Source organism: Streptomyces sp. NPDC058284 (assembly GCF_042881135.1).
Taxonomy (GTDB): domain Bacteria; phylum Actinomycetota; class Actinomycetes; order Streptomycetales; family Streptomycetaceae; genus Streptomyces.
The window spans coordinates 1-24,968 of sequence record NZ_JBHVYE010000017.1; the positions used below are offsets into that span (position 1 = coordinate 1).

The following is a 24,968-nucleotide window of genomic DNA, read 5'->3' on the forward strand; positions in this document are numbered from 1 at the left end:
TCTCGGTCACGTGCACCTTGGTCGGAGCACAGGATCAGACGAAGGCCGCCCCCACGTCCGGCAAACCCCCTGGTGAGCGACCCAGTTCGAGACACCGTTCGAGCCCGGAAGAAAAAGAACAAGCTTAGGCGCCCACCGGTTCCGGTGCGGGGTCCTTCGCGGCCGCCGGTGCCGGGTCGTCCGGCCTGCGGCTGCGGGCCTCCAGCCAGAGGGAGAGGGCCAGCAGGAGCGTGCCGAGGACGAGGAAGCCCCAGGGCAGGTACGAGGTCAGCAGGAGGACCAGGACGCGCTGGGACTTGACCAGGTCGACGGTGTCCCTGATGTAGTCCTCGCGCATCTTCACGTGCCCGGCGAAGACCGTGACCTTGTCGCGACCGCCGAGGAGGGTGCCGCCGCGCAGTTCGTTGCGCTGGATCTCCTCTCCGTAGACGGGTGCTCCGGTTGTCGGGTCGACCCAGAACTTGCGGACAGTGGTGTACCAGCGGGTGGTGCCGGTCTTGGCGAGCGACTGGGCGGTGATGCCCTTGACGGGCATCGTCCTGGGGAAGGGCACCTTGGTCCAGGGGATGGTCTGCTCGAAGTAGTAGACCTTCAGGCCGCGGAAGTCCTGGGTGCCCTTGTAGTGGATGGGCCGGGTGATGCGGGCCTGCGCGTCGAAGTACTCGTAGTCCCGCTTCTCGGTCAGGAACGGCCACTTGAACTCGATGCCCTCGCGTTTGACCGCGTCGCCGTCGACCATCTCGCCCGTGGCGTGCACCGGTTCCTGGCTGTGCGCGTCGAAGATGTACCGCTCGGGGATCTTGGAGACCATCTTGCCCTTGTCGTCCTGGACGTAGGAGAGCGCGTCCCAGACGACGACGTCGCGGTCGGCGCTCTTCTCGATCTTCTCCGAAGCCTCCACGTTGCCCTTGAGGGTCTGCACGATGGTGACCTTGTCGATCTTCTTGGCCTTCATGGTGCCGTAGTCGATGAGGGTCGGATCGTCCGCCTCCAGGACCGCTTCCTGGTACTGGCTCGGCGGGATCTTCGCGAGGCGGGGGAAGGCGTACCAGCGCATGAGCGGGGACATGGCCGTGCAGAACACGGCGAAGGCGAGCAGGACGAGGCTGGCCTTGCGGCGCATCGCGGCGGCCCTCCCTACGGCTGTGGGCAGTGGGTGTGCGTCTAGGGGTGCTCGGGGACGGTGGTGAGGAGCGGCTCGGGTGACGTCTCGCCCGGTGGGGCGCCGATCGCCGTGATGGTCAGGACCAGTGCCAGCGCGACGGCGAGGCCGGTGGCTGCGGCGATGAGGGCGCGCATGCGGGGCCTCCCGATTCGGCGTGCGGCCGGAACTGATAGGGCGTCAGGGCGGGCACCGTAGCAACGGAACGGCGAGATGAGAACACGTTGCACAAACACGGACCGCCCCCTCGCCGTGGGTGGCGAAGGGGCGGTCGGAGGCTGCGCGGTGGCCGCGCGGCCGTACGGCTAGGCGCTCGGCGTGCCGCTCGGGGAGGCGCTCGGCGTGCCGCTCGGGGAGGGGCTCGTAGAGGTCGACGGTGTGGGCGTCGTGTCGGGCTCCGCGGCGGCCACCACCTTCAGTTCGACGGTGAGGGTGGCGCCGCCCTCCGTGACGATGCGCAGGAGGTACGTGCCCGCCGCGTCGTCCGCGTACATCCTCGGGAGCCTCAGCACGCCGTTCGCGTCCGTCTTGAGGCCCTGGAGCGTGCGGACCGGCTTGCCGTCCACGCCCTTGAAGTAGGGGCCCTTGTCGTTGGCGTTCGCGTCCGTCGCCGACTTGATCATCGTGGCGGTGGCCGCGACGCCGTCGGCCGCCCTGCCCTTGTACGTCGCCTTGACCTCGACCCGGTCGGCGAACGCCTTGCCCGGTGCGCAGACCAGCGGCTTGTCCGTGGTCCTTGCGAGCGCGTCGGCCTGCCGTGCGGTGACCTCCGCGTCGAAGTCGACGCCGGGCACCGCGCGGTGGCCCACGACCGTGGCCAGCACGCTGAACTTCCCCGCCTTCTCGCCGGCCACGAGCTTGGGGGCGGTGGCCTTGCCGGTGGCGCCCGTGGTGACGGTGACGCTCCTCGCGCCGCCCTCGAAGCGGGTGTCCGTGGCGCCGACGACGCGGAACTTCACCGTGGTCTTCGGCACGGAGTCACCCGACTTCGACTCCGCGCGCACCGCGACGCGTTCGGTGAAGGTGTCGCCCGTCCTCGCGACGAGATCGCCTGTCCCCGCGTTCGTCAGAACGTCGACAACGGCCGGCGACGGGGCGGGCTTGTGACTGCCCTCGCCCTCGCGCGGCGGCTTCGGCTTGTGGCTGCCGTTGCCGTTGTTGCCGGGGTTCTCGGAGCCGGGCTTGTTGCCGGGCTTGTGCTTCGGCGTGGGGGAGAGAGGCGACGTCAGGCCGGAGCCGAGGCCCGGGAACCGGTGGTCGCTGCGGTCGTCCGGCAGGACACCCGAGCCGTCGGGCACCTCGTGGGTGCCCTTGCGGTAGTACTCCAGCCACGACAGGACCGTGTTCAGGTACTCCTCGGAGTGGTTGTAGCTCAGGATCGCCGCGTGCAGGTCGTCCTCGACGGCCAGGTCGCGGTCGCCCGCGCAGAGGTAGTAGCCGGCGGCGAGCGCCGCGTCGTAGACGTTGTTGGGGTCCTTCTTGCCGTCGTTGTTGCCGTCCCGGCCCGAGGTGGCCCACGTCGAGGGGATGAACTGCATGGGGCCGACGGCACGGTCGTGCGTCGTGTCCCCGTCGTACGCGCCCTTGTCGGTGTCGGTGATCTTCGCGAAGCCGATGCCGTTCAGGGGCGGGCCGAGGATCGGCTCGAGCGTCGTGCCGTCCGCGTCGACGCGGCCGCCGCGGGCCTGGCCCGACTCCACCTTGCCGATGGCGGCGAGCAGCTGCCAGGGCAGGTTGCAGCCCGGCTTGTCGGCGTTGAGGGCGCGCTCGGCCTTCTTGTACGCGTCCAGGACGGTGGCCGGCAGGCCCGCCTCGGCCTCCTTGTCACCGCTGTTCGGCGGGACGGGGCTGTGCAGGCGCGGCAGGTCGGTGTAGTAGGGGGAGTTGCCGGTCGCGGAGCCGTCGCCGGGCGGCGGGGTGGCGTCCGATGCGCCTGCCGCCGGCTCGTCTCTCGGTACGTCCGTCACGCCTGGGGCCTGCGACGCGGCCAGAGCCGCCACCGCTGCCGCGGCCACCGCGGCGGTCACCGTTCCTCTGCGCAGCCGCCTGCCGATTACCGGCGCCATGACCGAGCCACCCCTCCCCTTGTGACGACTTCTGCTCGCCGCCCCCACCTTCGCGTACGCGCTTTTCCGCTCGTACACGCTTGCTGTCGTACGCTCGTACTTCCTGCGGGTCGACTCAGGCGACACTACGACAACTTCGGGCACCCAGACACCCGTTCGTGCCCGGTTTTACCAGTTGGCCTTGTGGTCGCGACAGGTCTGTTACGTGGCGCGGGGCGGGGCTTGGCGATGCGGTTGATGGTACGCACTCCTGGCGGAGCCGGGGGGTGTTGTCCCGCGACCGCGTCAGGGGGCTCAGCTCTCGTCCCGACCGCGGGCACGCGGTGGCTTGTCGCGCAGTTCCCCGCGCCCCCCTGCGTGGGGGCCTCAGCTCTCACCCCGACCGCGGGCACACCGTGGCTTGTCGCGCAGTTCCCCGCGCCCCTGGGGGGCTGGGCGGGCTCATCCTGCCTGCGGGTGCGTGGTGGTTGAGCGCGCAGTTCCCCGCGCCCCTGAGGGGGCGGGCGGGCTCATCCTGCCTGCGGGTGCATTGTGGCTGGTCGCGTAGTTCCTCGCGCCCCTGGGGGGCTGGACACGCTCATTCGTCCGCGCATACGTCCGTGGTTGAGCGCGCCGTTCCTCGCGCCCCTGGCGGGGCCGCATGGGGGCGCGAGGAACGGCGCGAGCAGCCACAGCGGGCCGACAGGCAAGACCGCACCGCGACACCCCACAAGGGGCGCGGGGAACTGCGCGACAAGCCACGACCCACCCGCACCCAGGGCCCACACCGCAACGCCCCCGAGGGGCGCGGGGAACTGCGCGACGAGCCACAATCCACCCGCACCCGACACAGGCCCCCGGACCCCACCCACCCCACACCGCCCCCCCATCCCGGGAGGGACTAGTGCGCGGCGGATTCCCAGTTCGGGCCGACCCCTACCGACACGTCCAGCGGCGCCCGCAGGGCCACCGCTCCCGCCATTTCCCTGCGGACCAGCTCCTCCACCTTCGCCCGCTCGCCCGGCGCGATCTCCAGGACGATTTCGTCGTGGACCTGCAGCAGCATCCGCGAGTCCAGCTTCGCCGCGGTGAGCGCACCGTGGACGTTCAGCATGGCGATCTTGACGATGTCCGCGGCCGTGCCCTGGATCGGCGCGTTCAGAGCCATCCGCTCGGCCATCTCGCGGCGCTGGCGGTTGTCGCTGTTGAGATCGGGCAGGTACCGGCGGCGGCCGAGCATCGTCTCCGTGTAACCGGTGGCGCGCGCCTCGTCGACGGCGCGGCGCAGATAGTCCCGTACACCGCCGAACCGCTCGAAGTACGTGTCCATCAGCGCACGCGCCTCGCCCGCGTCGATGTTCAGCTGCTGGGAGAGGCCGAAGGCGGACAGCCCGTACGCCAAGCCGTACGACATGGCCTTGATCTTGCGGCGCATCTCCGCGTCGACCGCGGACCCCTCGACGCCGAACACCTGCGAGGCGACCGTCGTGTGCAGGTCCTCACCGGAGGAGAACGCCTCCAAGAGGCCCTCGTCCTCGGAGAGGTGCGCCATCACGCGCAGTTCGATCTGGCTGTAGTCCGCGGTCATGAGGGATTCGAAACCCTCGCCCACGACGAAGCCGCGGCGGATCGCCCGGCCCTCGTCCGTGCGGACCGGGATGTTCTGCAGGTTCGGGTCCGTGGAGGAGAGCCTGCCCGTCGCCGCCACCGTCTGGTTGAACGTGGTGTGGATGCGGCCGTCCGCCGCGGTCGTCTTGATCAGACCCTCGACGGTGACGCGCAGCTTCGCCTGCTCACGGTGGCGGAGCATGATGACCGGCAGCTCGTTCTCCGTCTGGGCCGCGAGCCAGGCCAACGCGTCCGCGTCCGTGGTGTAACCGGTCTTCGTCTTCTTCGTCTTGGGGAGGTTCAGCTCGCCGAAGAGGACCTCCTGGAGCTGCTTGGGCGAGCCCAGGTTGAACTCGTGGCCCGCCGCGGCGTGCGCCTCCTTCACGGCCTGCTGCACCGCGCCCGCGAACTGCTGCTCCATCGACTCCAGATGGCCGCGGTCCGCCGCGATGCCGTGCCGCTCCAGGCGGGCCAGGAGCGCCGACGTCGGCAGCTCGATGTCGGCGAGCAGATCACTCGCGCCGACCTCCGTCAGCCGCTCCCCGAAGGCCGTACCCAGATCGAGGATGGTGCGGGCCTGCGACATCAGGAAGTCGGCCTCGGCCCGGTCGTCCTCCTCCGTACCGAAGGCGAGCTGCCCGTCGGCCGCCGCGGCGGGCGCCAGCTCACGGCCCAGGTACTCCAGGGAGAGCGCGTCCAGGGCGAAGGAGCGGCGGCCCGGCTTCACCAGGTACGCGGCGAGCGCCGTGTCCATGGTCACGCCGTCCACCGTCCACCCGTGCTCCGGGAAGACCCGCATCGCGCCCTTGGCGTTGTGCAGGACCTTCGGCTTGGTGGGGTCGCAGATCCAGGCCGCGAACGCGTTCTCGTCGGCCTCGTCCAGGGTCGAGGGGTCGAACCACGCCGCCGCCCCGTCCGCCGCGGCCAGCGCGACCTCGGTCACCGTGCCCGTACCGAGCGACCAGGTGTCGACCGTGGCCATGCCGAGGACCACCTTGCCGTGCTCGGCCAGCCACGGCGCGAGCTCGCCCGCGCCGAGCACCGCGCCGTCCAGCTCAACGCCCGGCTCGGCCGGGGCCTGCTCGGCCTCCTGCGCACCCGGGTCGACGGCGAGCAGGCGCTCACGCAGCGAGGGATTGCGGATCTCCAGGGTGTCGAGGACCATCGCGAGCGCCGTACGGTCGTACGCCACGCGCTCCAGGTCGGCGACGTCCTTGGGGAGTTCGACGTCACGCACCATCTCGGTGAGGCGGCGATTGAGCTTGACCGCCTCCAGGTGGTCGCGGAAGTTCTGCCCGGCCTTGCCCTTGACCTCGTCGGCGCGCTCGACGAGGTCGGCGAACGAACCGAACTGGTTGATCCACTTCGCGGCGGTCTTCTCACCGACACCGGGGATGCCCGGCAGGTTGTCCGACGGGTCGCCGCGCAGCGCCGCGAAGTCCGGATACTGGGCGGGGGTCAGCCCGTACTTCTCTACGACCTTCTCCGGCGTGAAGCGCGTCAGCTCCGAGACGCCCTTCGTCGGATACAGCACCGTCACGTGGTCGGTGATCAGCTGGAAGGAGTCCCGGTCGCCCGTGACGATCAGCACCTCGAAGCCGGCCGCCTCCGCCTGCGTGGCCAGCGTGGCGATCACGTCGTCCGCCTCGAAGCCGTCGACCGCGAAACGCACCGCGTGCATCGCGTCGAGCATCTCGCCGATCAGCTCGACCTGCCCCTTGAACTCGTCCGGGGTCTTGGAGCGGTTCGCCTTGTACTCCGAGAACTCCTCGGAACGCCACGTCTTGCGCGAGACGTCGAACGCCACCGCGAAGTGCGTGGGCGCCTCGTCACGCAGCGTGTTCGCCAGCATGGAGGCGAAGCCGTAGATCGCGTTCGTCGGCTGGCCCGTCGCCGTCGTGAAATTCTCCGCGGGCAGCGCGAAGAACGCCCGGTACGCCAGGGAGTGCCCGTCCATGAGCATCAGGCGCGGACGCTGCTCACCGCCGGCCTTCCGGCCCTTCGCCACCGCGGTCTCGGACTTCTTCTTCGCTGCTGTTTCTGCCACGTCCCCGATCCTGCCACGCCCCACTGACACTGAGGCCCAACCCCGGCCCACGCCCCCTCCGTCAGTGCCGCGTGGGAGGATCGGAGACGTAGCTCACACACGTGCTCGAAGGGGAGCCGACCATGGCAAGCAAGCCGCCCAAGGGCGATCCGGTCCAGGACGCGCCGCAGGTCGCCGACGTGCAGCACGCCGCCGCGGGCCTGCCCGCCATCGGCCACACGCTGCGGGTGGCCCAGCAGCAGATGGGCGTGCGCCGCACCGCGCTGACGCTGCTCCGCGTCAACCAGAAGGACGGCTTCGACTGTCCCGGCTGCGCCTGGCCCGAGCCGGACCACCGGCACAAGGCGGAGTTCTGCGAGAACGGCGCGAAGGCGGTCGCCGAAGAGGCCACGCTGCGGCGCGTCACCCCCGACTTCTTCGCCGCGCACCCCGTCGCCGACCTCGCCACCCGCAGTGGGTACTGGCTGGGACAGCAGGGCCGCCTCACCCACCCCATGTACCTGCCGGAGGGCGGCGAGCGGTACGAGCCGGTCTCCTGGGAGCGCGCCTTCGACATCATCGCCGAGGAGATCGCGGCCCTCGACTCCCCCGACGAGTCCGTGTTCTACACCTCGGGCCGCACCAGCAACGAAGCGGCGTTCCTCTACCAGCTGTTCGCCCGCGAACTCGGCACGAACAACCTCCCCGACTGCTCCAACATGTGCCACGAGTCGTCGGGCTCCGCGCTCACCGAGACGATCGGCATCGGCAAGGGCAGCGTCCTCCTCGAAGACCTCTACAAGTCGGACCTGATCATCGTCGCCGGGCAGAACCCGGGCACCAACCACCCGCGCATGCTCTCCGCCCTGGAGAAGGCCAAGAACAACGGCGCGAAGATCATCACGGTCAACCCGCTGCCCGAGGCCGGCCTGGAGCGCTTCAAGAACCCCCAGACCCCGCAGGGCATGCTCAAGGGCACCTCCCTCACCGACCTCTTCCTGCAGATCCGCCTCGGCGGCGACCAGGCCCTCTTCCGCCTCCTCAACAAGCTCATCCTGCAGACGGAGGGCGCCGTCGACGAGGAGTTCGTCCGCGAACACACGCACGGCTACGAGGAGTTCACCGAGGCCGCGGCCGCCGCCGACTGGGACGACACCCTCAAGGCCACCGGTCTGGAGCGTGCCCGCATCGAGGAAGCCCTGCGCATGATCCTCGCCTCCAAGCGCACCGTCGTGTGCTGGGCGATGGGCCTCACCCAGCACAAGCACGCGGTCCCCACCATCCGCGAAATCGTCAACTTCCTCCTGCTGCGCGGCAACATCGGCCGCCCCGGAGCGGGCGTCTGCCCCGTCCGCGGCCACTCGAACGTGCAGGGCGACCGCACCATGGGCATCTTCGAGCGGCCCGCGCCCGCCTTCCTCGACGCCCTGGAGAAGGAGTTCGGCTTCACGCCGCCCCGCCACCACGGCCTGGACGTCGTCCGCGCCATCAGGGCCCTGCGCGACGGCGAGGCCAAGGTGTTCTTCGCGATGGGCGGCAACTTCGTCGCCGCCTCCCCCGACACCGAGGTCACCGAAGCCGCGATGCGCAAGGCACGCCTGACCGTGCACGTCTCGACGAAGCTCAACCGCTCGCACGCCGTCACCGGCGCCCGCGCCCTGATCCTGCCGACCCTCGGCCGCACCGAACGCGACGTCCAGGGCAGCGGCGAACAGTTCGTGACCGTCGAGGACTCCATGGGCATGGTGCACGCCTCACGCGGGCGCCTCAAGCCCGCGAGCAAGCAGCTGCTCTCCGAACCCGCCATCGTGTGCCGCCTCGCCCGGCGCGTCCTCGGCAGCGCGTCGCACACACCCTGGGAGGAGTTCGAGAAGGACTACGCCACCGTCCGCGACCGCATCGCGCGCGTGATCCCCGGCTTCGAGGACTTCAACACCAAGGTGGCCCACCCCGGCGGCTTCGCCCTCCCCCACGCACCGCGCGACGAACGCCGCTTCCCCACGGCCACCGGCAAGGCCAACTTCACGGCGGCCCCCGTCGAGTACCCGGCCCTCCCCGAAGGACGGCTGCTGCTCCAGACACTGCGCTCCCACGACCAGTACAACACCACCATCTACGGCCTCGACGACCGCTACCGCGGCATCAAGAACGGCCGCCGCGTCGTCCTGGTCAACCCCGACGACGCCGCGGACCTCGGCCTCGCCGAAGGGACGTACGCCGACCTCGTCAGCGAATGGCGGGACGGCGTGGAGCGCCGCGCACCCGGCTTCCGGATCGTGCACTACCCGACGGCCCGCGGCTGCGCCGCCGCGTACTACCCCGAGACCAACGTCCTGGTGCCGCTGGACGCCACCGCGGACACCAGCAACACCCCTGCCAGCAAGTCCGTCGTCGTACGCCTGGAACAATCGGCCCTCGACTGAGCGTTCGCTCAGCGACAGGTGACGCAGCCGAACGAACGGAGCCGGGCCGATGGGTGAGCAGCACAGCGTGAAGTTCCCGCAGGAGGTCATCGACGAGTACGCCGCGCTCGGCGTCGACCTGCCCTCCCTGTTCTCGGCGGGGCACCTCGGCACCCGCATGGGCGTGCAGGTGCTGGAGGCCTCGGCGGAGCGTGTCGTCGGCACGATGCCCGTCGAGGGCAACACCCAGCCGTACGGGCTGCTGCACGGCGGCGCGTCCGCGGTGCTCGCGGAGACCCTCGGCTCGGTCGGCGCGATGCTGCACGGCGGCGTCGACAAGCTCGCCGTCGGCGTCGACCTGAACTGCACGCACCACCGCGGAGCCCGCTCCGGCCTGGTCACCGGCGTGGCCACGCCCGTGCACCGGGGCCGCTCCACGGCGACGTACGAGATCGTGATCAGCGACGACCAGGGCAAGCGGGTGTGCAGCGCACGCCTGACCTGCATGCTGCGCGACGCCACCCCGGAGACCGGCTCCGTCGCCTCGGCGGGCTGACCCGGCGCCCGCAACAGCCGGCAGGCTTCAGAAGGGGCGGGCGCAGGCTCATTGTCGGAGTGGGCGGCTGCGCACTAGCGTCTCCCCATGACGCACCGGATATCGCTCTGTGCGCTCGCCCTCACCGCCGCCCTCGCCGCCCCCCTCTCCACCGGATGCGAGAGCGCCGGATCCGACGACCGTCCCGGCGCCACTTCCGGCCCCGCCGCCGGCACCACGCCCCCCGCCGCCCTCTGCACGACGATCATCACCAAGTGGGCGCGGCAGATCTACGACTCGGGCGACCCCGGGTACGGCGACTACCAGTCGATGGGTCTGTCCAACGGGCAGTACCTGATCCTGCGCGACATCCTGGACGCCGCGCGCACCGAGCGCAGGCGGGAATCGGCCGCCGCCGGCCGGGATTCGATAGCCGGTCAGGCGCGCAAGCGGTGCGCCGAGCGGTACCGCCACGGCGGGCCGAGCGGCGGGCCGTGGGTGTGAACGCCATCGGCCCGGTCGAACCGGGCGAGGACACCTACGATCACCGGCCCGTCCCCCCGCCCCCGGCCCGGCTCCTCCCGCACCGGCGCCGCCGCCGCACCGCGGGCATCGCCGCCGCGGCCGCCCTCGCCTGCGCCGCCGGCCTCACCCTCTTCCTCACCCGCCCGCAGCCACCGCCCGAGCCGCCCCCGCCGGGCCCGCCCTGGCCGTCGCAGAGCGTGTCGGTGACGTACGCGGGCGGGATCTCGCACCCGCGGGCCGGCGACCGGAGCTTCACCTTCGGCATCGCGTTCGCGCAGGAGTCGGGACCGCCGGTGACCGTCCGGCGGGTGGCCCAGCCGTCGGCGGCTCTTTCAGTCAGCACATCCCCTCCCGCCCCTTTCACGCTGAAATCGGGATCACCCCGGAAGTTGATCATCACGATGCACATTCGCGAATGCGGAGAAGTGCCCCGGAATGCCAGCCTCCCTTTCCTGGAAGTAACTCTGCGTAATACGCGCGCAAACGAGAGGCAGAGTTACATCCTGGGTCCGGAATACGCGAATGATCTTTCCGGGGCTCTCACCGCCGCATGCCCACGAACACCACTGTCATGAGTCAAAAGGCTTTACAGTCCTGCCAGTTGCCCTGGAGATTCTCAGCATGCGGATACGTCGAGATCCACCGAACAAGGCCATATTCAGCCCCAACCGCCCCCCGTGTTCCAGCCCGGAATACTCCGTGGCATAACAAGAGCGTCACAGCCTTGGCCCGACCACTCCACCAGGAACAAAGCCACCCTTAGAGTCACGGCCAGTCACCGCGCCCACCGGATTCCTGTCAGTTCGGTTCCGCGCTCGACTCGGCATCCCAACAAGGGACAGCCGTGCCAGGGGAAAGGACTGATCGTGCGTCAACGTTCGCTCATAGCCATCACCGCTGCACTCACCGCGGGGGCTCTCACCCTCACCGCCTGTGGCTCGCGCGACGACAAGGACGACGGAGACAAGGCCGACGGCGGCGGAACCACCGTGGTCATCGGCGTCGACGCGCCCCTGACCGGTGAACTCTCCGCACTGGGCCTCGGCATCCGCAACTCCGTCGACCTCGCCACCAAGCAGGCCAACGAGAAGAAGTACGTCGACGGAGTCACGTTCAAGATCCAAGCACTCGACGACCAGGGCCAGCCCTCGTCAGGACAGACCAACGCCACCAAGTTCGTCGCCGACAAGGAAGTACTCGGAGCCGTCGGCCCCCTGAACTCCTCCGTCGCCGAATCCATGCAGAAGGTCTTCGACGACGCCAAACTCGTCCAGGTCTCCCCCGCCAACACCAACCCCGCCCTCACCCAGGGCCCGGACTGGAACGGCGGCAAAAAGGCGCGGCCCTACAAGACCTACTTCCGCACCGCCACCACCGACGCGATCCAAGGGCCCTTCGCCGCCCAGTACCTCTACAACAAGGCCAAGAAGAAGAAGGTCTTCGTCGTCGACGACAAGAAGACCTACGGCGCCGGACTCGCCGCCACCTTCAAGGACGAGTTCACCAAGCTCGGCGGCAAGGTCGTCGGCACCGAACACATCAACCCCGACACCAAGGACTTCGGCGCCGTCGCCACCAAGATCCGCAACTCCGACGCCGACCTCGTCTACTACGGCGGCGAATACCCCCAGGCCGGACCCCTCAGCAAGCAGATGAAACAAGCCGGATCCAAAGCCCCCCTCGTCGGCGGCGACGGCATCTACAGCGCCGACTTCATCAAACTCTCCGGCAAACAAGGCATCGGCGACTACGCCACCTCCGTCGGCCAGCCCGTCGAAGAACTCCCCTCCGCCAAGGAGTTCATCGCCAACTACAAGAAGGCCGGCTTCAAGGAAGCCTACGAAGCCTACGGCGGCTACTCCTACGACAGCGCCTGGGCGATCATCGAAGCCGTCAAAAAGGTCGTCGACGACAACGACGGCAAACTCCCCGACTCCAAGGACGCCCGCACCAAGGTCATCGACGCCATGAAGGACGTCACCTTCGACGGCGTCACCGGCAAGGTCTCCTTCGACGAATACGGCGACGCCACCAACAAGCAGCTCACCGTCTACCAGGTCAAGACCACCGACCCCAAGACCGGCTGGAAGCCCGTCGAATCCGGCACCTACGCCGGATCCAACTGACGCACCACCCGCAGCCCACGACAGACCGCGCGGGGCGCTCACACACCAGCGCCCCGCGCGGCGTCGCATCCGTCGCACTCGTCACCAGGAGCGTGCGACCGCGCGCAGGCCGACGAGCCACCGCGAAACGGTCGTACGACAACGAAAGACTCGGAGGACCTGCGGTGCACGAACTGCCGCAACAGCTGGTCAACGGCCTGCTATTGGGATCCATGTACGGCCTCATCGCCATCGGCTACACAATGGTCTACGGCATCGTCCAGCTCATCAACTTCGCCCACGGCGAGATCTTCATGACCGGCGGATTCGGTGCCCTCACGGTCTGGCTCTGGCTCCCCGACGGCACCAGCATGTGGGCAGCCGTCCCCCTCATGCTGATAGGCGCCATCTTCGTCTCCACCACCATCGCCGTCGGCGCGGAACGCTTCGCCTACCGCCCCCTGCGCGAAGCACCACGCCTCGCCCCGCTCATCACCGCCATCGGCCTCTCCCTCGCCCTCCAGCAAGCCGTCTGGGCCTGGTACCCCGAGGCGAAATCGGCCCGCTCCTTCCCCGAACTCCCCGGCGGCTCCATCCACATCGGCTCCGTCACCATGCAACCCGGCGACATCTTCCTCCTCGTCACCGCACCCATCTGCATGGTCGCCCTCGGCTACTTCGTCATGAAGACCCGCATCGGCCGCGGCATGCAAGCCACCGCACAAGACCCCGACACCGCCAAACTCATGGGCATCAACACCGACCGCGTCATCGTCGTCGCCTTCGCCATCGGCGCCGCCTTCGCCGGCATCGCCGCCGTCGCCCGCGGCCTCAAATACGGCCAGATCGACTTCCGCATGGGCTTCATCCTCGGCCTCAAAGCCTTCACCGCCGCCGTCCTCGGCGGCATCGGCAACATCTACGGCGCCATGATCGGCGGCGTCGTCCTCGGCCTCGCCGAATCCATGGCCACCGCCTACATCAACGACGTCCCCGGCATGGACAAACTCGGCGGCCAGTCCTGGGCCGACGTCTGGGCCTTCGTACTCCTCATCATCGTCCTCCTCGTCAGGCCCCAAGGCCTACTCGGCGAGCGCGTCGCGGACAGGGCGTAACCACCATGACCACACACACCACACCGGCCGACGCCCCCCACCCGCAGAACCCGGCCAAAGAGGCACCCGACACCGGACTCATCCCCCTCCCCACCGGCCCCGCCCGCGCACTCGCCACCGGCGGCGGCGCCCTCACCGTCATCTCCGCGTTCCTCGCCTGGACCTGGACCTCCGCATTCCCCGGCGACCTCACCGTCTACGGCTACCCCGGCGGCCTCCAATGGCTCGTCCTCATAGCCGGCGCCCTCACCACCCTCTACGGACTCGCCTCCTACGGCACCAAAGGCCTGCGCGCCCTCGCCCCCGCCGGAGCCGACGCCGCCCTCAAATACGCCGCACTCGCCGCCTTCGCCACCGCCTGGTACACGCTCTTCGCCATAGCCAAGAAGCTCGGCGGACTCGCCAACCTCGAACCCGGCGGCTGGATCGTCGCCATCGCCACCCTCGCCGCATTCACCGGCGCCCTCGCCCTCCCCTTCAAACGACCCCACACCTACCCGGTCGACGAAGAAGACAGCACCTGGGAACAGTACAAACACCGCGCCCGCAACAGCCGCATCATCATCAAGGGCGCCTTCGCCGCAGACACCCCGGCCCCGCCCCGCAAGCTCAACTCATACCTCGAAATCCTCATCATCATCGCGGCCCTCGCCACCGGCCTGCTCGTCTTCACCTACGGCATCGGCACCGAATACGACGAACTCTTCATCGGCTTCCTCATCACCGTCGCCTTCGGCTTCGCCGCACTCACCAAAGCAGGACTCGTCGCACAGATCTCCACCTACACCGCACGCCACCGCAACATCACCCTCATCGGCGCCTTCCTCGCCGCCGCCGCATTCCCCTTCACCCAAAGCGACGACCAATACGCCACCATCGGCGTCTACATCCTCATCTTCGCCACCGTCGCCCTCGGACTGAACATCGTCGTCGGACTCGCAGGACTCCTCGACCTCGGATACGTCGCCTTCCTCGGCGTCGGCGCCTACGCCGCATCCATGGTCTCCGGAAGCCCCTCCTCCCCCTTCGACATCCACCTCCCCTTCTGGGGCGCCATCCTCGTCGGCGCCGGCGCCTCCCTCGTCTTCGGCGTCCTCATCGGCGCCCCCACCCTCCGCCTGCGCGGCGACTACCTCGCCATCGTCACCCTCGGATTCGGCGAAATCTTCCGCCTCGCCGCCAACAACAGCGACGGCTCCTCAGGACCCGACATCACCAACGGATCCAACGGAATCTCCTCCATCCCCAACCTCAAAATCCTCGGCTTCGACTTCGGCGTGGAACACAGCATCCTCGGCCAGACCATCGGCCGCTTCGCCAACTACTTCTTCCTGATGCTGCTCATCACCCTCGTCGTCGTCCTCGTATTCCGACGCAGCGGAGACAGCCGCATCGGCCGCGCCTGGGTCGCCATCCGCGAAGACGAGACCGCCGCACTCGCCATGGGCATCAACGGCTTCCGCGTCAAACTCATCGCCTTCGCCCTCGGCGCATCCCTCGCAGGCCTCGCGGGCACCGTCCAGGCCCACGTCACCTACACCGTCACCCCCGAGCAGTACCAATTCGCCAACTCCGTACCACCCAACTCCGCCTTCCTCCTCGCCGCCGTCGTCCTCGGCGGCATGGGAACCATCAGCGGACCCCTCGTCGGCGCCTCACTGCTCTACCTCATCCCCAACAAACTCCAATTCCTCGGCGACTACCAGCTGTTCGCCTTCGGACTCGCCCTCGCACTCCTCATGCGATTCCGCCCCGAAGGCCTCATCCCCAACCGCCGCCGCCAACTCGAATTCCACGAGGCCGAACTCGAACCCGGCGAGACGCCGCCGCCCGCGGCCCTCAGCAAGACGGGGGTCTGACCCATGACCACGGACACCACCAAAAAGGACCCCACCCCGGCCCCCCGAGCCGGCGAGACCGTCCTCGACGCCCGCGGCGTCACCATGCGCTTCGGCGGCCTCACCGCCGTACGCTCCGTCGACCTCACCGTCAACACCGGCGAAATCGTCGGCCTCATCGGACCCAACGGCGCAGGCAAAACCACCTTCTTCAACTGCCTCACCGGCCTCTACATCCCCACCGAAGGCGAAGTCCGCTACAAAGGACACATCCTCCCCGCCAAATCCTTCAAAGTCACCGCCGCAGGAATCGCCCGCACCTTCCAGAACATCCGCCTCTTCGCCAACATGACGGTCCTCGAAAACGTCCTCGTCGGCCGCCACACCCGCACAAAAGAAGGCCTCTGGTCGGCACTCCTGCGCGGCCCCGGATTCCACAAGGCGGAAGCCGCATCCAAGGCCCGCGCCATGGAACTCCTCGAATTCGTCGGCCTAGCCGCAAAAGCAGAACACCTCTCGCGCAACCTCCCCTACGGCGAACAACGCAAACTGGAAATCGCGCGAGCACTCGCCAGCGAACCGGGCCTCCTCCTCCTCGACGAGCCCACCGCCGGCATGAACCCCCAAGAAACCCGCACCACCGAAGAACTCGTCTTCGCCATCCGCGACATGGGCATCGCCGTCCTCGTCATCGAGCACGACATGCGCTTCATCTTCAACCTCTGCGACCGCGTCGCCGTCCTCGTCCAAGGCGAAAAACTCGTCGAAGGCACCAGCGAAACCGTGCAACAGGACGACCGCGTCATCGCCGCATACCTCGGCGAACCCTTCGAGGAGAACAACTCATGACCACACTCCTCGAGGTCGAGGACCTCCGCGTCGCCTACGGCAAGATCGAAGCCGTCAAAGGAATCTCCTTCAAAGTCGAAGCAGGCGAAGTCGTCACCCTCATCGGCACCAACGGCGCAGGCAAAACCACCACACTCCGCACCCTCTCCGGCCTCCTCAAACCGGTCGGCGGCTCCATCAAATTCAACGGAAAACCCCTCCGAAAATACCGCGCCGACCAAATCGTCGCCCAAGGCCTCGCCCACTCCCCCGAAGGCCGCCACATCTTCCCCCGCATGACCATCGAGAACAACCTCCGCCTCGGCGCCTACCTCCGCACCGACAAAGCAGGCATCGAAAAGGACATCAAGCGGGCATACGAACTCTTCCCCATCCTCGGCGAACGCAAGAAGCAAGCCGCAGGCACCCTCTCCGGCGGCGAACAACAAATGCTCGCCATGGGCCGCGCCCTCATGTCCCAGCCGAAACTGCTCATGCTCGACGAACCCTCCATGGGCCTCTCCCCGATCATGATGCAGAAAATCATGGCGACCATCGCCGAACTCAAGGCAAACGGCACGACGATCCTCCTCGTCGAACAGAACGCCCAGGCCGCGCTCTCCCTCGCCGACCACGGCCACGTCATGGAAGTCGGCAGGATCGTCCTCTCAGGAACCGGCGGCGACCTCCTCCACGACGAGTCCGTGCGGAAGGCGTACCTGGGCGAGGACTGAACGCCTGCCCCGCATACGACGAGGCCCGCACCCCGAGCCGGGGGTGCGGGCCTCGTCGTACGTACTCCGGACCAGGGACCTAGCCCTTGGACGCCTTCTTCTCCTCCGCGTCCTCGATGACCGCCTCCGCGACCTGCTGCATCGAAAGACGACGGTCCATCGACGTCTTCTGGATCCACCGGAACGCGGCGGGCTCCGTCAGGCCGTACTCCGTCTGCAGGATCGACTTCGCCCGGTCCACCAGCTTCCGCGTCTCCAGGCGCTGCGAAAGGTCGGCGACCTCCTTCTCCAGCGTCTTCAGCTCCGTGAAGCGCGAGACGGCCATCTCGATCGCCGGGACGACGTCCGTCTTGCTGAAGGGCTTCACGAGGTACGCCATCGCGCCGGCGTCCCGCGCGCGCTCGACGAGGTCGCGCTGCGAGAACGCGGTCAGCATGAGCACCGGGGCGATGGACTCCTCCGCGATCTTCTCCGCCGCGGAGATGCCGTCCATGACGGGCATCTTCACGTCCAGGATCACCAGGTCCGGCTTGTGCTCACGGGCCAGCTCCACGGCCGTCTGACCGTCACCGGCCTCGCCCACGACGCTGTAGCCCTCTTCCTCGAGCATCTCTTTGAGGTCGAGCCGGATCAGGGCCTCGTCCTCGGCGATGACGACGCGGGTCGTCAGCGGAGGCACGTGCGACTTGTCGTCGTCGGACGCGTCGGTGGGCTGGGGCGACTCGGGGGCGGTCACGGGGGGCTCCTCGTTCATGGCAGGTGCGCTGCCCTTGCAGGGTACCTAGCTGCGATGGCACGCGGTGACCCGGTACACTTCCGGCAGCGCCTGGCCGGGTTGGTGGAACGGTATACACGGAGGTCTCAAACACCTCTGCCTGAGAGGGCTTGCGGGTTCGAATCCCGCACCCGGCACCGCCGTAAAGCGGAGGTTCACGTTCTCGTGGATCTCCGCTTTCTGTTACACACGGCCATGACCGGTGGCACAAAGTGGCCGCATGTTCCACGGCACTGAAGTACGACAGATGGCTCTCACTCTGCTGCGCGGCGGAGCCAAGAATGCTCAGGTCGCGCGCGAGCTGAACGTTCCACTCGGCACCATTGGCTACTGGAAGCACATGGACCGGGCCAAACGCGGAGAGTGCCCAGGGAGGCACGACCCGAAGTGTCCTCGCTGCGATGGTCGCGAGCTCGACGAAGGCACGTACTCCTACCTCCTGGGCCTCTATCTCGGTGACGGACACATCATCCGGTACTCCGCCCATCGCGTCCCGAGCCTGATGATCGTCTGCGCCGAGGCGTGGCCCGGGCTCATGGACCTCTGCGAAGAAGCCATGCGTGCGGTGTTCCCCGACAACTCGGTATGTCGTGTCCGCCGGACCGGCTGCCGCAACGTGAAGGTCTACTCGAACCACCTGTGGTGCATGTTCCCCCAGCACGGCCCCGGCAAGAAGCACGACCGGAAGATCGCCCTCGAACCCTGGCAGCAGGAGATCGTCGACGCCCACCCGTGGGACTTCGTGAAAGGGCTCGTCCACTCCGACGGCTGCCGCATCACCAACTGGACCACCCGCCTCGTACGCGGCGAGCGCAAGCGCTACGAATACCCCCGGTACTTCTTCACCAACAAGTCGGACGACATCAGGGAACTCTTCACCGACACCCTCGACAAGCTCGGCGTCAGCTGGACGCACTGCACCCGCCACGGCAACCCGTACAACATCTCCGTGGCCCGTAAGGACGACGTCGCCCTCATGGACACCCACATCGGCCCGAAGTACTGACGCCTACTCCGGGCTGTCGTCCTCGCCGATGTGGTGAATGCGGACCAGGTTCGTCGAACCGGGGACGCCCGGCGGGGAGCCCGCCGTGATGACCACCGTGTCGCCCTTGTCGCAGCGGCCGCTCTTGAGCAGCAGTTCGTCGACCTGCTCGACCATCGCGTCGGTGGAGTCGACGTGCGGGCCAAGGAGGGTTTCCACGCCCCACGTGAGGTTGAGCTGGGAGCGGGTCGCCTTGTCGGGGGTGAAGGCGAGGAGCGGGATGGGTGAGCGGTAGCGGGAGAGGCGGCGGACGGTGTCGCCGGACTGGGTGAAGGCGACGAGGAACTTGGCGCCGAGGAAGTCGCCCATTTCGGCGGCGGCGCGGGCGACGGCGCCGCCTTGGGTGCGGGGTTTGCTGCGTTCGGTGAGCGGCGGCAGGCCCTTCGCGAGGATGTCTTCCTCGGCAGCTTCGACGATGCGGCCCATGGTTTTGACGGTCTCGATGGGGTATTTGCCGACGCTGGTCTCGCCGGAGAGCATGACGGCGTCGGTGCCGTCGATGACGGCGTTGGCGACGTCGCTCGCTTCGGCCCTGGTGGGGCGGGAGTTGTCGATCATCGAGTCGAGCATCTGGGTGGCGACGATGACGGGTTTGGCGTTGCGTTTGGCGAGTTTGATGGCGCGCTTCTGGACGATGGGGACTTGTTCCAGGGGCATTTCGACGCCGAGGTCGCCGCGGGCGACCATGATGCCGTCGAAGGCGGCGACGATGTCTTCGATGTTGTCGACGGCTTGGGGCTTTTCGACTTTGGCGATGACGGGGAGGCGGCGGCCTTCTTCGTCCATGATGCGGTGGACGTCTTCGATGTCGCGTCCGCTGCGTACGAAGGAGAGGGCGATGATGTCGAGGCCTGAACGCAGGGCCCAGCGGAGGTCTGCTTCGTCCTTGTCGCTGAGGGCGGGGACGGAGACGGCGACGCCGGGGAGGTTGAGGCCTTTGTGGTCGGAGACCATGCCGCCTTCGATGACGGATGTGGTGACGCGGGGGCCGATGACGGAGGTGACTTCGAGGGTGACCTTGCCGTCGTCGACGAGGATGCGTTCGCCGGTGGTGACGTCGTCGGCGAGGCCGTCGTAGGTGGTGCCGCAGTGTTGGCGGTCGCCCTCTATGCCGGCTTCGACGGAGATGGTGAACTCGTCGCCGCGTTCGAGGAGTACGGGTCCTTCGCTGAAGCGGCCGAGGCGGATCTTCGGGCCTTGAAGGTCGGCGAGGATGCCGACGCTGCGTCCGGTCTCCTCGGAGGCCTTTCGCACGCGCTGGTAGCGCTCCTCGTGTTCGGCGTGGGTGCCGTGGCTGAGGTTGAAGCGGGCGACGTCCATTCCGGCTTCGACCAGTGCCTTGATCTGGTCGTACGAGTCGGTGGCGGGTCCCAGGGTGCAGACGATTTTTGCTCGGCGCATGGTTCGAGCCTAGGGCTTACCGGCGGGTAGAGAATTGGTCGGGGGTGACTACTCAACAACCTTTGCGTGAAGGGGTGTTGACAAGTGTTGAATTGTGCGGGGAGCCGCTCCGATGAGCGGCTCCGTTGTATTACCAGCGGGTGATGTGGTCGAGGTGGGTGTCGAGTTCGGCGAGGCCGGGGTGGGCGAGGATCTTTTCCAGGGTGCGTTGGCGGATCTCGGTGGCGTAGGCGTCGGTGATCTCTTGTGGTGTGACGGCGAGGGTGTGGGCGAGTGCGGTCGTCTGTTCGGGGGTGAGTCCCGTGTCGAGGGCGACGGCGGCGGTGACGACGATGCGGATGTGCGCTTCGACGTCGTCGGTGTCGTATCCGGCGAGTCGGTAGTGGCGTAGCAGCCAGCGGGCGAAGGAGCCCCTGTCGTGGTGGTCAGTCATGTTGCTGGATCCAGCGGGCGGCGAGGCTGACGAGGCCGGTGCCGAGGCCGTAGCAGGTGCCGCGCAGGAGGTGGGTGGCGGCGTCTTTGCGACGGCTCTTGGCCGGTGGGGCGCTGGTGGCGGGTGCGGGCTTCGGCTTAGGCTGCGGCATGGGTGGTCCTCCTGGGGGCGTGCCTGTTGGGGAGCCTGTCGGCGGTCGGTGGCGTAGGAACCGGGACCGCTTGGCAGGCTCTTTGTGGTTGGCGGGGGGTGTGGTTGGTGGGGTGTGGTTGGTGGGGTGCGGTCGGTGGGGTCAGTGCTGTTGGGCGCAGTGCTGGAGGCGGTCGGCGATTTCGCGTTCGGGGCGGCAGACGAGGACGGGTTCGGTGTCGTCGCGGGCGGCGAGGCGGGCCACTTCGGCGGTGATGCCGGGTTCGCGGGTGCCGTGGGCCAAGTGGTCGGTGAGGGTGTCGTCGTGGCAGTGCTGGAGCTGGCCGAGCCAGTGGGTGGCTTCGGGGTTTTCTCCGCGTCCGAGGTGGTGGAGGTAGAGGCAGTGGACGGCGGTGCGGTTTCCGGCGCCTGCGGCGAGTTGCCACCAGAACTGGGCGCTTTCGGGGTGGTCGGCGAGGTGGAGCATGCAGGCGAATACGTGTGCGCCGCCGATGTCGAGGTCTTTGAGTGGTGTGCGGTTGCCGTCGGGGCCGTCTTCGCCGATTTCTTGTGCGAGGCGTTCGATGTGGATGGCCGCGCCGGTCTGGTCGAGTGTGCCGCGGACCACTGCGGTGAGTTGGCGGCGGGCTCGTGCGACGGGTGGCATTTCTCTGGTCTGGGGTATGTAGCCGGCGTCTTCGGCGAGGCGGCGGAGTCCGGCTGCTACGTCGAACGGGCGCCGTCGGGTGCGTAGTTCCGTGCCGACCTGTGCCAGTAGTGTCTCCATCTTTGTCATTCCCGGTCCCCCTGGGTCTTGATGTGTGAGGCCACGGCGGGCTCCAGCCGCTCCTTCGCCTTGCGGCAGTGATAGTCGACGGTGCTGGGCGTGACGCCCATGTATCCGCTGATCCTGTTGGTGTCGTACTGCAGGACGTAGCGCAGGACGATGACGTCGAACTGGCGTGGCGGCAGGTTGCTCATGGCCCGGAAGAGGCCGATGTCGCTGGGCAGCAGGGCCAGGCGCTTGCGGAAGGCTCTGAGGGTCTGTGACATGACGACCCGTCGGAGGATCGCCCACGTCTGCTGTTGTACGTCGCTCTCTTCGATCAGTGCGTTCCAGTGCTGCAGGATTTCCAGGAACGCGCGGTGCACCGCGTCTTCGGCAGCGCCGTTGGTGCCGAGTCGCAGCAACGCGTAGGCGTGAAACGCTTCCTGGTTGGTCAGGTAGAGCGTTTCGAATTCCAGCGGCAGTGGCAGCACGGACTCGGCTACTGGGCTGCTGCCGTCCTCCGCGTGGACATCTTCGGGCATGAGTCCTCTTCATGGAGGGCTTGAAGCGAAGGGCGACCGTCAACTCTTGTCCCGTCGCCCACTGGTGAGGGTTACTCAACCGCTCGAAGTGGGCGAACACGCATGCGTGGAGAAGCGAATATTACGTAGTGATCATTGAACACTGCACAACGTCACCACATACTCGTGGGTAACGGAGCGTGACCATAGGGTTCGCCGTTGCGCATGGTGCAAGGTCTACGCCAATATCAGCGGCGCGTGTGGCTCAAGTCACACGCGAGGGCGATGTGCGCGACGGCCCCGCAGACACGTACGGGTGACTTTGTCCGAACACAGCTCACCCGAACATCAGGTCGATCGGTGGCGTCAACCGGGCACATTCATCGTCTGCGTGCCGACGACCGACAGCAGCCGCATCGCCTCTTCCGACGGCGAGCCGGGCGCTGCGGTGTAGACGACCACGCGCTGGTCCCGGTCGGTGATGTCCAGGACGTCGCAGCGCAGGGTGACCGGGCCGACGAGGGGGTGCTCGAAGGTCTTGCACAGGGTGGGCCGGTCGGTGACGTCGTGGGCGGCCCAGAGGTGGGCGAACTCCTCGCTGCCGTTGAGGAGTTCCTCGACGAGACCGGTCACTTCCGGATCGTCGGGGTAGCGGGCGGCGGCGGTGCGCAGGTGCTGGGCGGAGGTCCGGGCGAACTCGTCCGCGTCGGTGACGCCGTACAGCCGCCGGCCGTGCCGGTAGGGGGCGAGGAAGGTGCGACGGATGAGGTTGCGGGCCGGCCGCGGCAGGGCGGAGAAGTCCTCCATGAGGGCGGTGGCCAGCGGGTTCCAGGCGATGACCTCGTACGTGGCGGACAGGACGACCGCTGCGGCCCCGGGCAGCCTGTCCAGCAGTTCGACGATGCTCTGCCGTACTTCTCGGGAGGGTCCTGGCGGCGGTCCTGGCGGGAGTCCTGCCAGGTGGTGGAGGTGGTCGCGTTCGACGTCCGAGAGGCGCAGGGCGCGGGTGACGTGGGCGAGGACTTCGCGGGAGGGGTGTGGGGCGCGGGCCTGTTCCAGGCGGGTGTAGTACTCGGTGGAGATGTAGGCCAGCTGTGCCACTTCTTCGCGGCGCAGGCCGGGGGTGCGGCGGCGCGGTCCGGCGGGCAGTCCCACGTCGGCGGGGGTGATCCGCTCCCGTCGGCTGCGCAGGAAATCGCCGAGTTCTCGTTGCTGACGTCGTTCCACGTGACCAGTGTGGACGAGCTGACCTGCGTGGACCTGCGCCGGGGCGGGCTCAGCCAGGTACTGCTGGTGCCTGGATGAGGTGGGTGGCGGGGCGCAGGCTCGGCTCCATGAACGACACGAGGAACAACACGAGCAACAGCACATCGCTCACATCTGCGCCGGTTCCGTCCGATCCGGGTGCCGGTCTGCTCGCCGGCAAGGTCGCGTTCGTCACGGGTGCCGGTCGTGGCATCGGTGCGGCGGCGGCGCGGCTGTTCGCCGGGGAGGGTGCGCGGGTGCTTCTGGCGGCGCGTACGGAGGGTCAGCTCGCCGCGGTGGCGGAGGAGATCCGGGCGGGCGGGGGCAGCGCGGAGTATGTGGTGTGCGATCTGGCCGATCCGGTGAGTGTGCGGGCGGCGGTGGAGCGTTGTGTGGAGGTGTACGGCCGGTTGGACGTGGCGTTCAACAATGGTGCGACGGGGCAGCCGCCGGGGCCGATGGATCAGTTGTCGGAGGCCGATTTCGACCGTGTCTACGCCGTCAATGTGAAGGGGCCGTGGTGGGCGATGGCGGCGCAGGTCGCGGCCATGCGTGCGACGTCCGGGCGTGGGGCCATCGTCAACACGTCCAGCGTCGGCGCTCTGATGGCCAATCCGCAGTTGCCCGCGTACGGGGCGGCGAAGCGGGCGCTGAACAGTCTGACGGCGTCGGCGGCCGCGACGTACGGCCCCGAGGGCATCCGGGTCAACGCGGTGGCGCCCGGGACGACGCTCACCGAGATGCTGTTGGAGTGGGACGAGCGGTCGCCGGGCACCATCGATCAGCTCAATGCCCGGACGCCGTTGGGTCGTGCCGCCGCTCCGCGGGAGATCGCGGAGGCCGCCGCGTGGCTGCTGAGCGACCGTGCTTCCTATGTCACGGGCGCGGTGCTGCCGGTCGACGGCGGCATGCTGGCCTGAGCGGGGCGGGGCCCACCGGCTACCGCAGATCCGGGGGAACCATGGTGAACCGCGCGTTGACCTGGGCGTAGACGTGCTGGCGCTGGGGTTCGAGGTCCAGGGGGGCGGCGTTCTCGGGGAGGTCGGGGGCGCCGCCGTAGGCGATGGAACGCATGGCGCCGGCGGGGCTGCCGTAGCCGTACGCGGGGGTGGGGTTGTCGGCGCCGATGTCGGCGAGTTCGATGAGGGCGGCGAGGTGGGTGCCGAGGGCGTCGGCGTATTCGCGGGCGCGCTGGACCGCTTCGCGGACGGCTTGCCGGCGGGCCTGGCTGTGGGTGGGTGAGTCGGGGCGCAGGGCCCACCAGGGGCCTTCGACGCGGGTGAGGTCGAGGTCGGCGATGCGGGTGGTGAGTTCGCCGAGGGCGGTGAAGTCGGTGAGTTCGGCGGTGGTGTGGACGCGGCCGTGGTAGGCGCGGACGCGGTCGCCTCGGCCGTGTCTGGTGAGTTCGGGGCTGATGGAGAAGGCGCCGGTCTCCAGTTTTTCGACGGTGTCGCCGTAGGCCTTGATGAGGTCGAGGACGGCGGCGTTGCGTCGGGTGAGGTCGTTCAGGGCGTCGCGGCGGTCGGTGCCGCGGGCGTTGACGGTGATGCTGATGCGGGCGATCTCGGGGTCGACTTCGAGGTGGGCTTCGCCGCGGACGGCGAGTCGGGGGGCGTCGGGGGTGCCGTGGGGGGTGGGTGCGGTGTCCATGCGGTCACTCTCGCACCGGGTGGGCGCACCGGACAGTCACCGGATCGAAACCTGGAAGGTCTGTTGCGGGCCGGGTG

At 68.4% G+C, this 24,968-nt stretch carries 23 protein-coding genes and 1 tRNA gene; 11 read left to right on the forward strand and 13 right to left on the reverse strand.

Annotated elements, in window-relative coordinates:
- Positions 1 to 124 precede the first annotated feature (124 nt).
- The 4 genes from ACFVYR_RS23090 to polA form a co-directional block, all read right to left on the reverse strand.
- Positions 125 to 1,123: a DUF3068 domain-containing protein gene (locus ACFVYR_RS23090; RefSeq protein ID WP_384255648.1), complete on the reverse strand. Its 999-nt coding sequence runs from the start codon at positions 1,121 to 1,123 to the stop codon at positions 125 to 127.
- Positions 1,124 to 1,164: 41 nt separating this feature from the next.
- Positions 1,165 to 1,299 carry an SPW_0924 family protein gene (locus ACFVYR_RS23095; RefSeq protein ID WP_363272393.1) on the reverse strand — a complete coding sequence of 45 codons (135 nt, stop codon included), beginning with the start codon at positions 1,297 to 1,299 and terminating at the stop codon, positions 1,165 to 1,167.
- A gap of 168 nt (positions 1,300 to 1,467) precedes the next feature.
- Positions 1,468 to 3,228, reverse strand: a complete 1,761-nt coding sequence (locus tag ACFVYR_RS23100; protein WP_384255651.1) for a lytic transglycosylase — start codon at positions 3,226 to 3,228, stop codon at positions 1,468 to 1,470.
- An 880-nt stretch (positions 3,229 to 4,108) separates the two neighbouring features.
- Positions 4,109 to 6,862: a DNA polymerase I gene (polA, locus tag ACFVYR_RS23105; RefSeq protein ID WP_384255654.1), complete on the reverse strand. Its 2,754-nt coding sequence runs from the start codon at positions 6,860 to 6,862 to the stop codon at positions 4,109 to 4,111.
- 122 nt (positions 6,863 to 6,984) lie between these two features.
- On the opposite strand from polA, the gene ACFVYR_RS23110 reads away from it, so the two are divergent.
- From ACFVYR_RS23110 to ACFVYR_RS23120, 3 genes are all read left to right on the forward strand, one after another.
- The gene (locus ACFVYR_RS23110; RefSeq protein WP_384255657.1) at positions 6,985 to 9,264 is read left to right on the forward strand and encodes an FdhF/YdeP family oxidoreductase; all 2,280 of its coding nucleotides are present in this window, start codon (positions 6,985 to 6,987) and stop codon (positions 9,262 to 9,264) included.
- Positions 9,265 to 9,313: 49 nt separating this feature from the next.
- Complete coding sequence (locus ACFVYR_RS23115) at positions 9,314 to 9,799, forward strand: PaaI family thioesterase (RefSeq protein ID WP_384255660.1); 486 nt, start codon at positions 9,314 to 9,316, stop codon at positions 9,797 to 9,799.
- 87 nt (positions 9,800 to 9,886) lie between these two features.
- Positions 9,887 to 10,282: a hypothetical protein gene (locus ACFVYR_RS23120; protein WP_384255663.1), complete on the forward strand. Its 396-nt coding sequence runs from the start codon at positions 9,887 to 9,889 to the stop codon at positions 10,280 to 10,282.
- A gap of 40 nt (positions 10,283 to 10,322) precedes the next feature.
- On the opposite strand, the gene ACFVYR_RS23125 is transcribed toward ACFVYR_RS23120, so the two are convergent.
- Positions 10,323 to 10,646 carry a hypothetical protein gene (locus ACFVYR_RS23125; protein ID WP_384255665.1) on the reverse strand — a complete coding sequence of 108 codons (324 nt, stop codon included), beginning with the start codon at positions 10,644 to 10,646 and terminating at the stop codon, positions 10,323 to 10,325.
- A 523-nt stretch (positions 10,647 to 11,169) separates the two neighbouring features.
- On the opposite strand from ACFVYR_RS23125, the gene ACFVYR_RS23130 reads away from it, so the two are divergent.
- The 5 genes from ACFVYR_RS23130 to ACFVYR_RS23150 all read left to right on the forward strand — a co-directional run bounded on the left by ACFVYR_RS23130 (position 11,170) and on the right by ACFVYR_RS23150 (position 16,923).
- Positions 11,170 to 12,429: a branched-chain amino acid ABC transporter substrate-binding protein gene (locus ACFVYR_RS23130; RefSeq protein ID WP_384255668.1), complete on the forward strand. Its 1,260-nt coding sequence runs from the start codon at positions 11,170 to 11,172 to the stop codon at positions 12,427 to 12,429.
- A 164-nt stretch (positions 12,430 to 12,593) separates the two neighbouring features.
- On the forward strand, positions 12,594 to 13,523 hold the full coding sequence (locus ACFVYR_RS23135) for a branched-chain amino acid ABC transporter permease (RefSeq protein ID WP_384255671.1): 930 nt from the start codon (positions 12,594 to 12,596) through the stop codon (positions 13,521 to 13,523).
- 5 nt (positions 13,524 to 13,528) lie between these two features.
- Entirely contained in the window at positions 13,529 to 15,382 is a 1,854-nt protein-coding gene (locus tag ACFVYR_RS23140; RefSeq protein WP_384255674.1) for a branched-chain amino acid ABC transporter permease, read from the forward strand.
- A gap of 3 nt (positions 15,383 to 15,385) precedes the next feature.
- On the forward strand, positions 15,386 to 16,210 hold the full coding sequence (locus tag ACFVYR_RS23145) for an ABC transporter ATP-binding protein (RefSeq protein WP_384255677.1): 825 nt from the start codon (positions 15,386 to 15,388) through the stop codon (positions 16,208 to 16,210).
- The gene (locus ACFVYR_RS23150; protein ID WP_384255680.1) at positions 16,207 to 16,923 is read left to right on the forward strand and encodes an ABC transporter ATP-binding protein; all 717 of its coding nucleotides are present in this window, start codon (positions 16,207 to 16,209) and stop codon (positions 16,921 to 16,923) included. The genes ACFVYR_RS23145 and ACFVYR_RS23150 overlap by 4 nt, the downstream gene beginning before the upstream one ends.
- Before the next feature lie 79 nt (positions 16,924 to 17,002).
- Here ACFVYR_RS23150 and ACFVYR_RS23155 read toward each other — a convergent pair whose 3' ends face one another.
- Positions 17,003 to 17,659, reverse strand: coding sequence for an ANTAR domain-containing response regulator (locus tag ACFVYR_RS23155; protein ID WP_384255683.1), 657 nt, complete (start codon positions 17,657 to 17,659; stop codon positions 17,003 to 17,005).
- A 93-nt stretch (positions 17,660 to 17,752) separates the two neighbouring features.
- On the opposite strand from ACFVYR_RS23155, the gene ACFVYR_RS23160 reads away from it, so the two are divergent.
- Positions 17,753 to 17,835, forward strand: a tRNA-Leu gene (locus ACFVYR_RS23160).
- Between the two features lie 110 nt (positions 17,836 to 17,945).
- Positions 17,946 to 18,704, forward strand: coding sequence for a helix-turn-helix domain-containing protein (locus ACFVYR_RS23165; protein WP_384255686.1), 759 nt, complete (start codon positions 17,946 to 17,948; stop codon positions 18,702 to 18,704).
- A gap of 3 nt (positions 18,705 to 18,707) precedes the next feature.
- On the opposite strand, the gene pyk is transcribed toward ACFVYR_RS23165, so the two are convergent.
- The 6 genes from pyk to ACFVYR_RS23195 form a co-directional block, all read right to left on the reverse strand.
- Complete coding sequence (gene pyk, locus ACFVYR_RS23170) at positions 18,708 to 20,144, reverse strand: pyruvate kinase (protein WP_384255689.1); 1,437 nt, start codon at positions 20,142 to 20,144, stop codon at positions 18,708 to 18,710.
- A 130-nt stretch (positions 20,145 to 20,274) separates the two neighbouring features.
- Positions 20,275 to 20,577 carry a hypothetical protein gene (locus ACFVYR_RS23175; protein WP_384255691.1) on the reverse strand — a complete coding sequence of 101 codons (303 nt, stop codon included), beginning with the start codon at positions 20,575 to 20,577 and terminating at the stop codon, positions 20,275 to 20,277.
- On the reverse strand, positions 20,570 to 20,728 hold the full coding sequence (locus tag ACFVYR_RS23180) for a hypothetical protein (RefSeq protein ID WP_384255694.1): 159 nt from the start codon (positions 20,726 to 20,728) through the stop codon (positions 20,570 to 20,572). The genes ACFVYR_RS23175 and ACFVYR_RS23180 overlap by 8 nt, the downstream gene beginning before the upstream one ends.
- A gap of 141 nt (positions 20,729 to 20,869) precedes the next feature.
- The gene (locus ACFVYR_RS23185; RefSeq protein ID WP_384255697.1) at positions 20,870 to 21,493 is read right to left on the reverse strand and encodes a hypothetical protein; all 624 of its coding nucleotides are present in this window, start codon (positions 21,491 to 21,493) and stop codon (positions 20,870 to 20,872) included.
- Positions 21,494 to 21,498: 5 nt separating this feature from the next.
- The gene (locus ACFVYR_RS23190; RefSeq protein ID WP_384255700.1) at positions 21,499 to 22,017 is read right to left on the reverse strand and encodes an RNA polymerase sigma factor; all 519 of its coding nucleotides are present in this window, start codon (positions 22,015 to 22,017) and stop codon (positions 21,499 to 21,501) included.
- A 345-nt stretch (positions 22,018 to 22,362) separates the two neighbouring features.
- Positions 22,363 to 23,223 carry a helix-turn-helix transcriptional regulator gene (locus ACFVYR_RS23195; protein WP_384255703.1) on the reverse strand — a complete coding sequence of 287 codons (861 nt, stop codon included), beginning with the start codon at positions 23,221 to 23,223 and terminating at the stop codon, positions 22,363 to 22,365.
- A gap of 107 nt (positions 23,224 to 23,330) precedes the next feature.
- Here ACFVYR_RS23195 and ACFVYR_RS23200 point away from each other — a divergent pair, with 107 nt between their 5' ends.
- A complete protein-coding gene (locus ACFVYR_RS23200) occupies positions 23,331 to 24,161 on the forward strand; it encodes an SDR family NAD(P)-dependent oxidoreductase (RefSeq protein ID WP_384255706.1) in 831 nt (276 codons plus the stop codon).
- Between the two features lie 19 nt (positions 24,162 to 24,180).
- Here ACFVYR_RS23200 and ACFVYR_RS23205 read toward each other — a convergent pair whose 3' ends face one another.
- A complete protein-coding gene (locus ACFVYR_RS23205) occupies positions 24,181 to 24,891 on the reverse strand; it encodes an SIMPL domain-containing protein (protein ID WP_384255709.1) in 711 nt (236 codons plus the stop codon).
- Positions 24,892 to 24,968 lie beyond the last annotated feature (77 nt).

Coding starts and splice junctions, on each gene's coding strand:
- ACFVYR_RS23090 (WP_384255648.1), bottom strand. CDS start 1,123: ATGCGCCGCAAGGCCAGCCTCGTCCTGCTCGCCTTCGCCGTGTTCTGC.
- ACFVYR_RS23095 (WP_363272393.1), bottom strand. CDS start 1,299: ATGCGCGCCCTCATCGCCGCAGCCACCGGCCTCGCCGTCGCGCTGGCA.
- ACFVYR_RS23100 (WP_384255651.1), bottom strand. CDS start 3,228: ATGGCGCCGGTAATCGGCAGGCGGCTGCGCAGAGGAACGGTGACCGCC.
- ACFVYR_RS23110 (WP_384255657.1), top strand. CDS start 6,985: ATGGCAAGCAAGCCGCCCAAGGGCGATCCGGTCCAGGACGCGCCGCAG.
- ACFVYR_RS23115 (WP_384255660.1), top strand. CDS start 9,314: ATGGGTGAGCAGCACAGCGTGAAGTTCCCGCAGGAGGTCATCGACGAG.
- ACFVYR_RS23120 (WP_384255663.1), top strand. CDS start 9,887: ATGACGCACCGGATATCGCTCTGTGCGCTCGCCCTCACCGCCGCCCTC.
- ACFVYR_RS23140 (WP_384255674.1), top strand. CDS start 13,529: ATGACCACACACACCACACCGGCCGACGCCCCCCACCCGCAGAACCCG.
- ACFVYR_RS23145 (WP_384255677.1), top strand. CDS start 15,386: ATGACCACGGACACCACCAAAAAGGACCCCACCCCGGCCCCCCGAGCC.
- ACFVYR_RS23150 (WP_384255680.1), top strand. CDS start 16,207: ATGACCACACTCCTCGAGGTCGAGGACCTCCGCGTCGCCTACGGCAAG.
- ACFVYR_RS23165 (WP_384255686.1), top strand. CDS start 17,946: ATGGCTCTCACTCTGCTGCGCGGCGGAGCCAAGAATGCTCAGGTCGCG.
- pyk (WP_384255689.1), bottom strand. CDS start 20,144: ATGCGCCGAGCAAAAATCGTCTGCACCCTGGGACCCGCCACCGACTCG.
- ACFVYR_RS23175 (WP_384255691.1), bottom strand. CDS start 20,577: ATGACTGACCACCACGACAGGGGCTCCTTCGCCCGCTGGCTGCTACGC.
- ACFVYR_RS23180 (WP_384255694.1), bottom strand. CDS start 20,728: ATGCCGCAGCCTAAGCCGAAGCCCGCACCCGCCACCAGCGCCCCACCG.
- ACFVYR_RS23185 (WP_384255697.1), bottom strand. CDS start 21,493: ATGGAGACACTACTGGCACAGGTCGGCACGGAACTACGCACCCGACGG.
- ACFVYR_RS23190 (WP_384255700.1), bottom strand. CDS start 22,017: ATGCCCGAAGATGTCCACGCGGAGGACGGCAGCAGCCCAGTAGCCGAG.
- ACFVYR_RS23200 (WP_384255706.1), top strand. CDS start 23,331: ATGAACGACACGAGGAACAACACGAGCAACAGCACATCGCTCACATCT.
- ACFVYR_RS23205 (WP_384255709.1), bottom strand. CDS start 24,891: ATGGACACCGCACCCACCCCCCACGGCACCCCCGACGCCCCCCGACTC.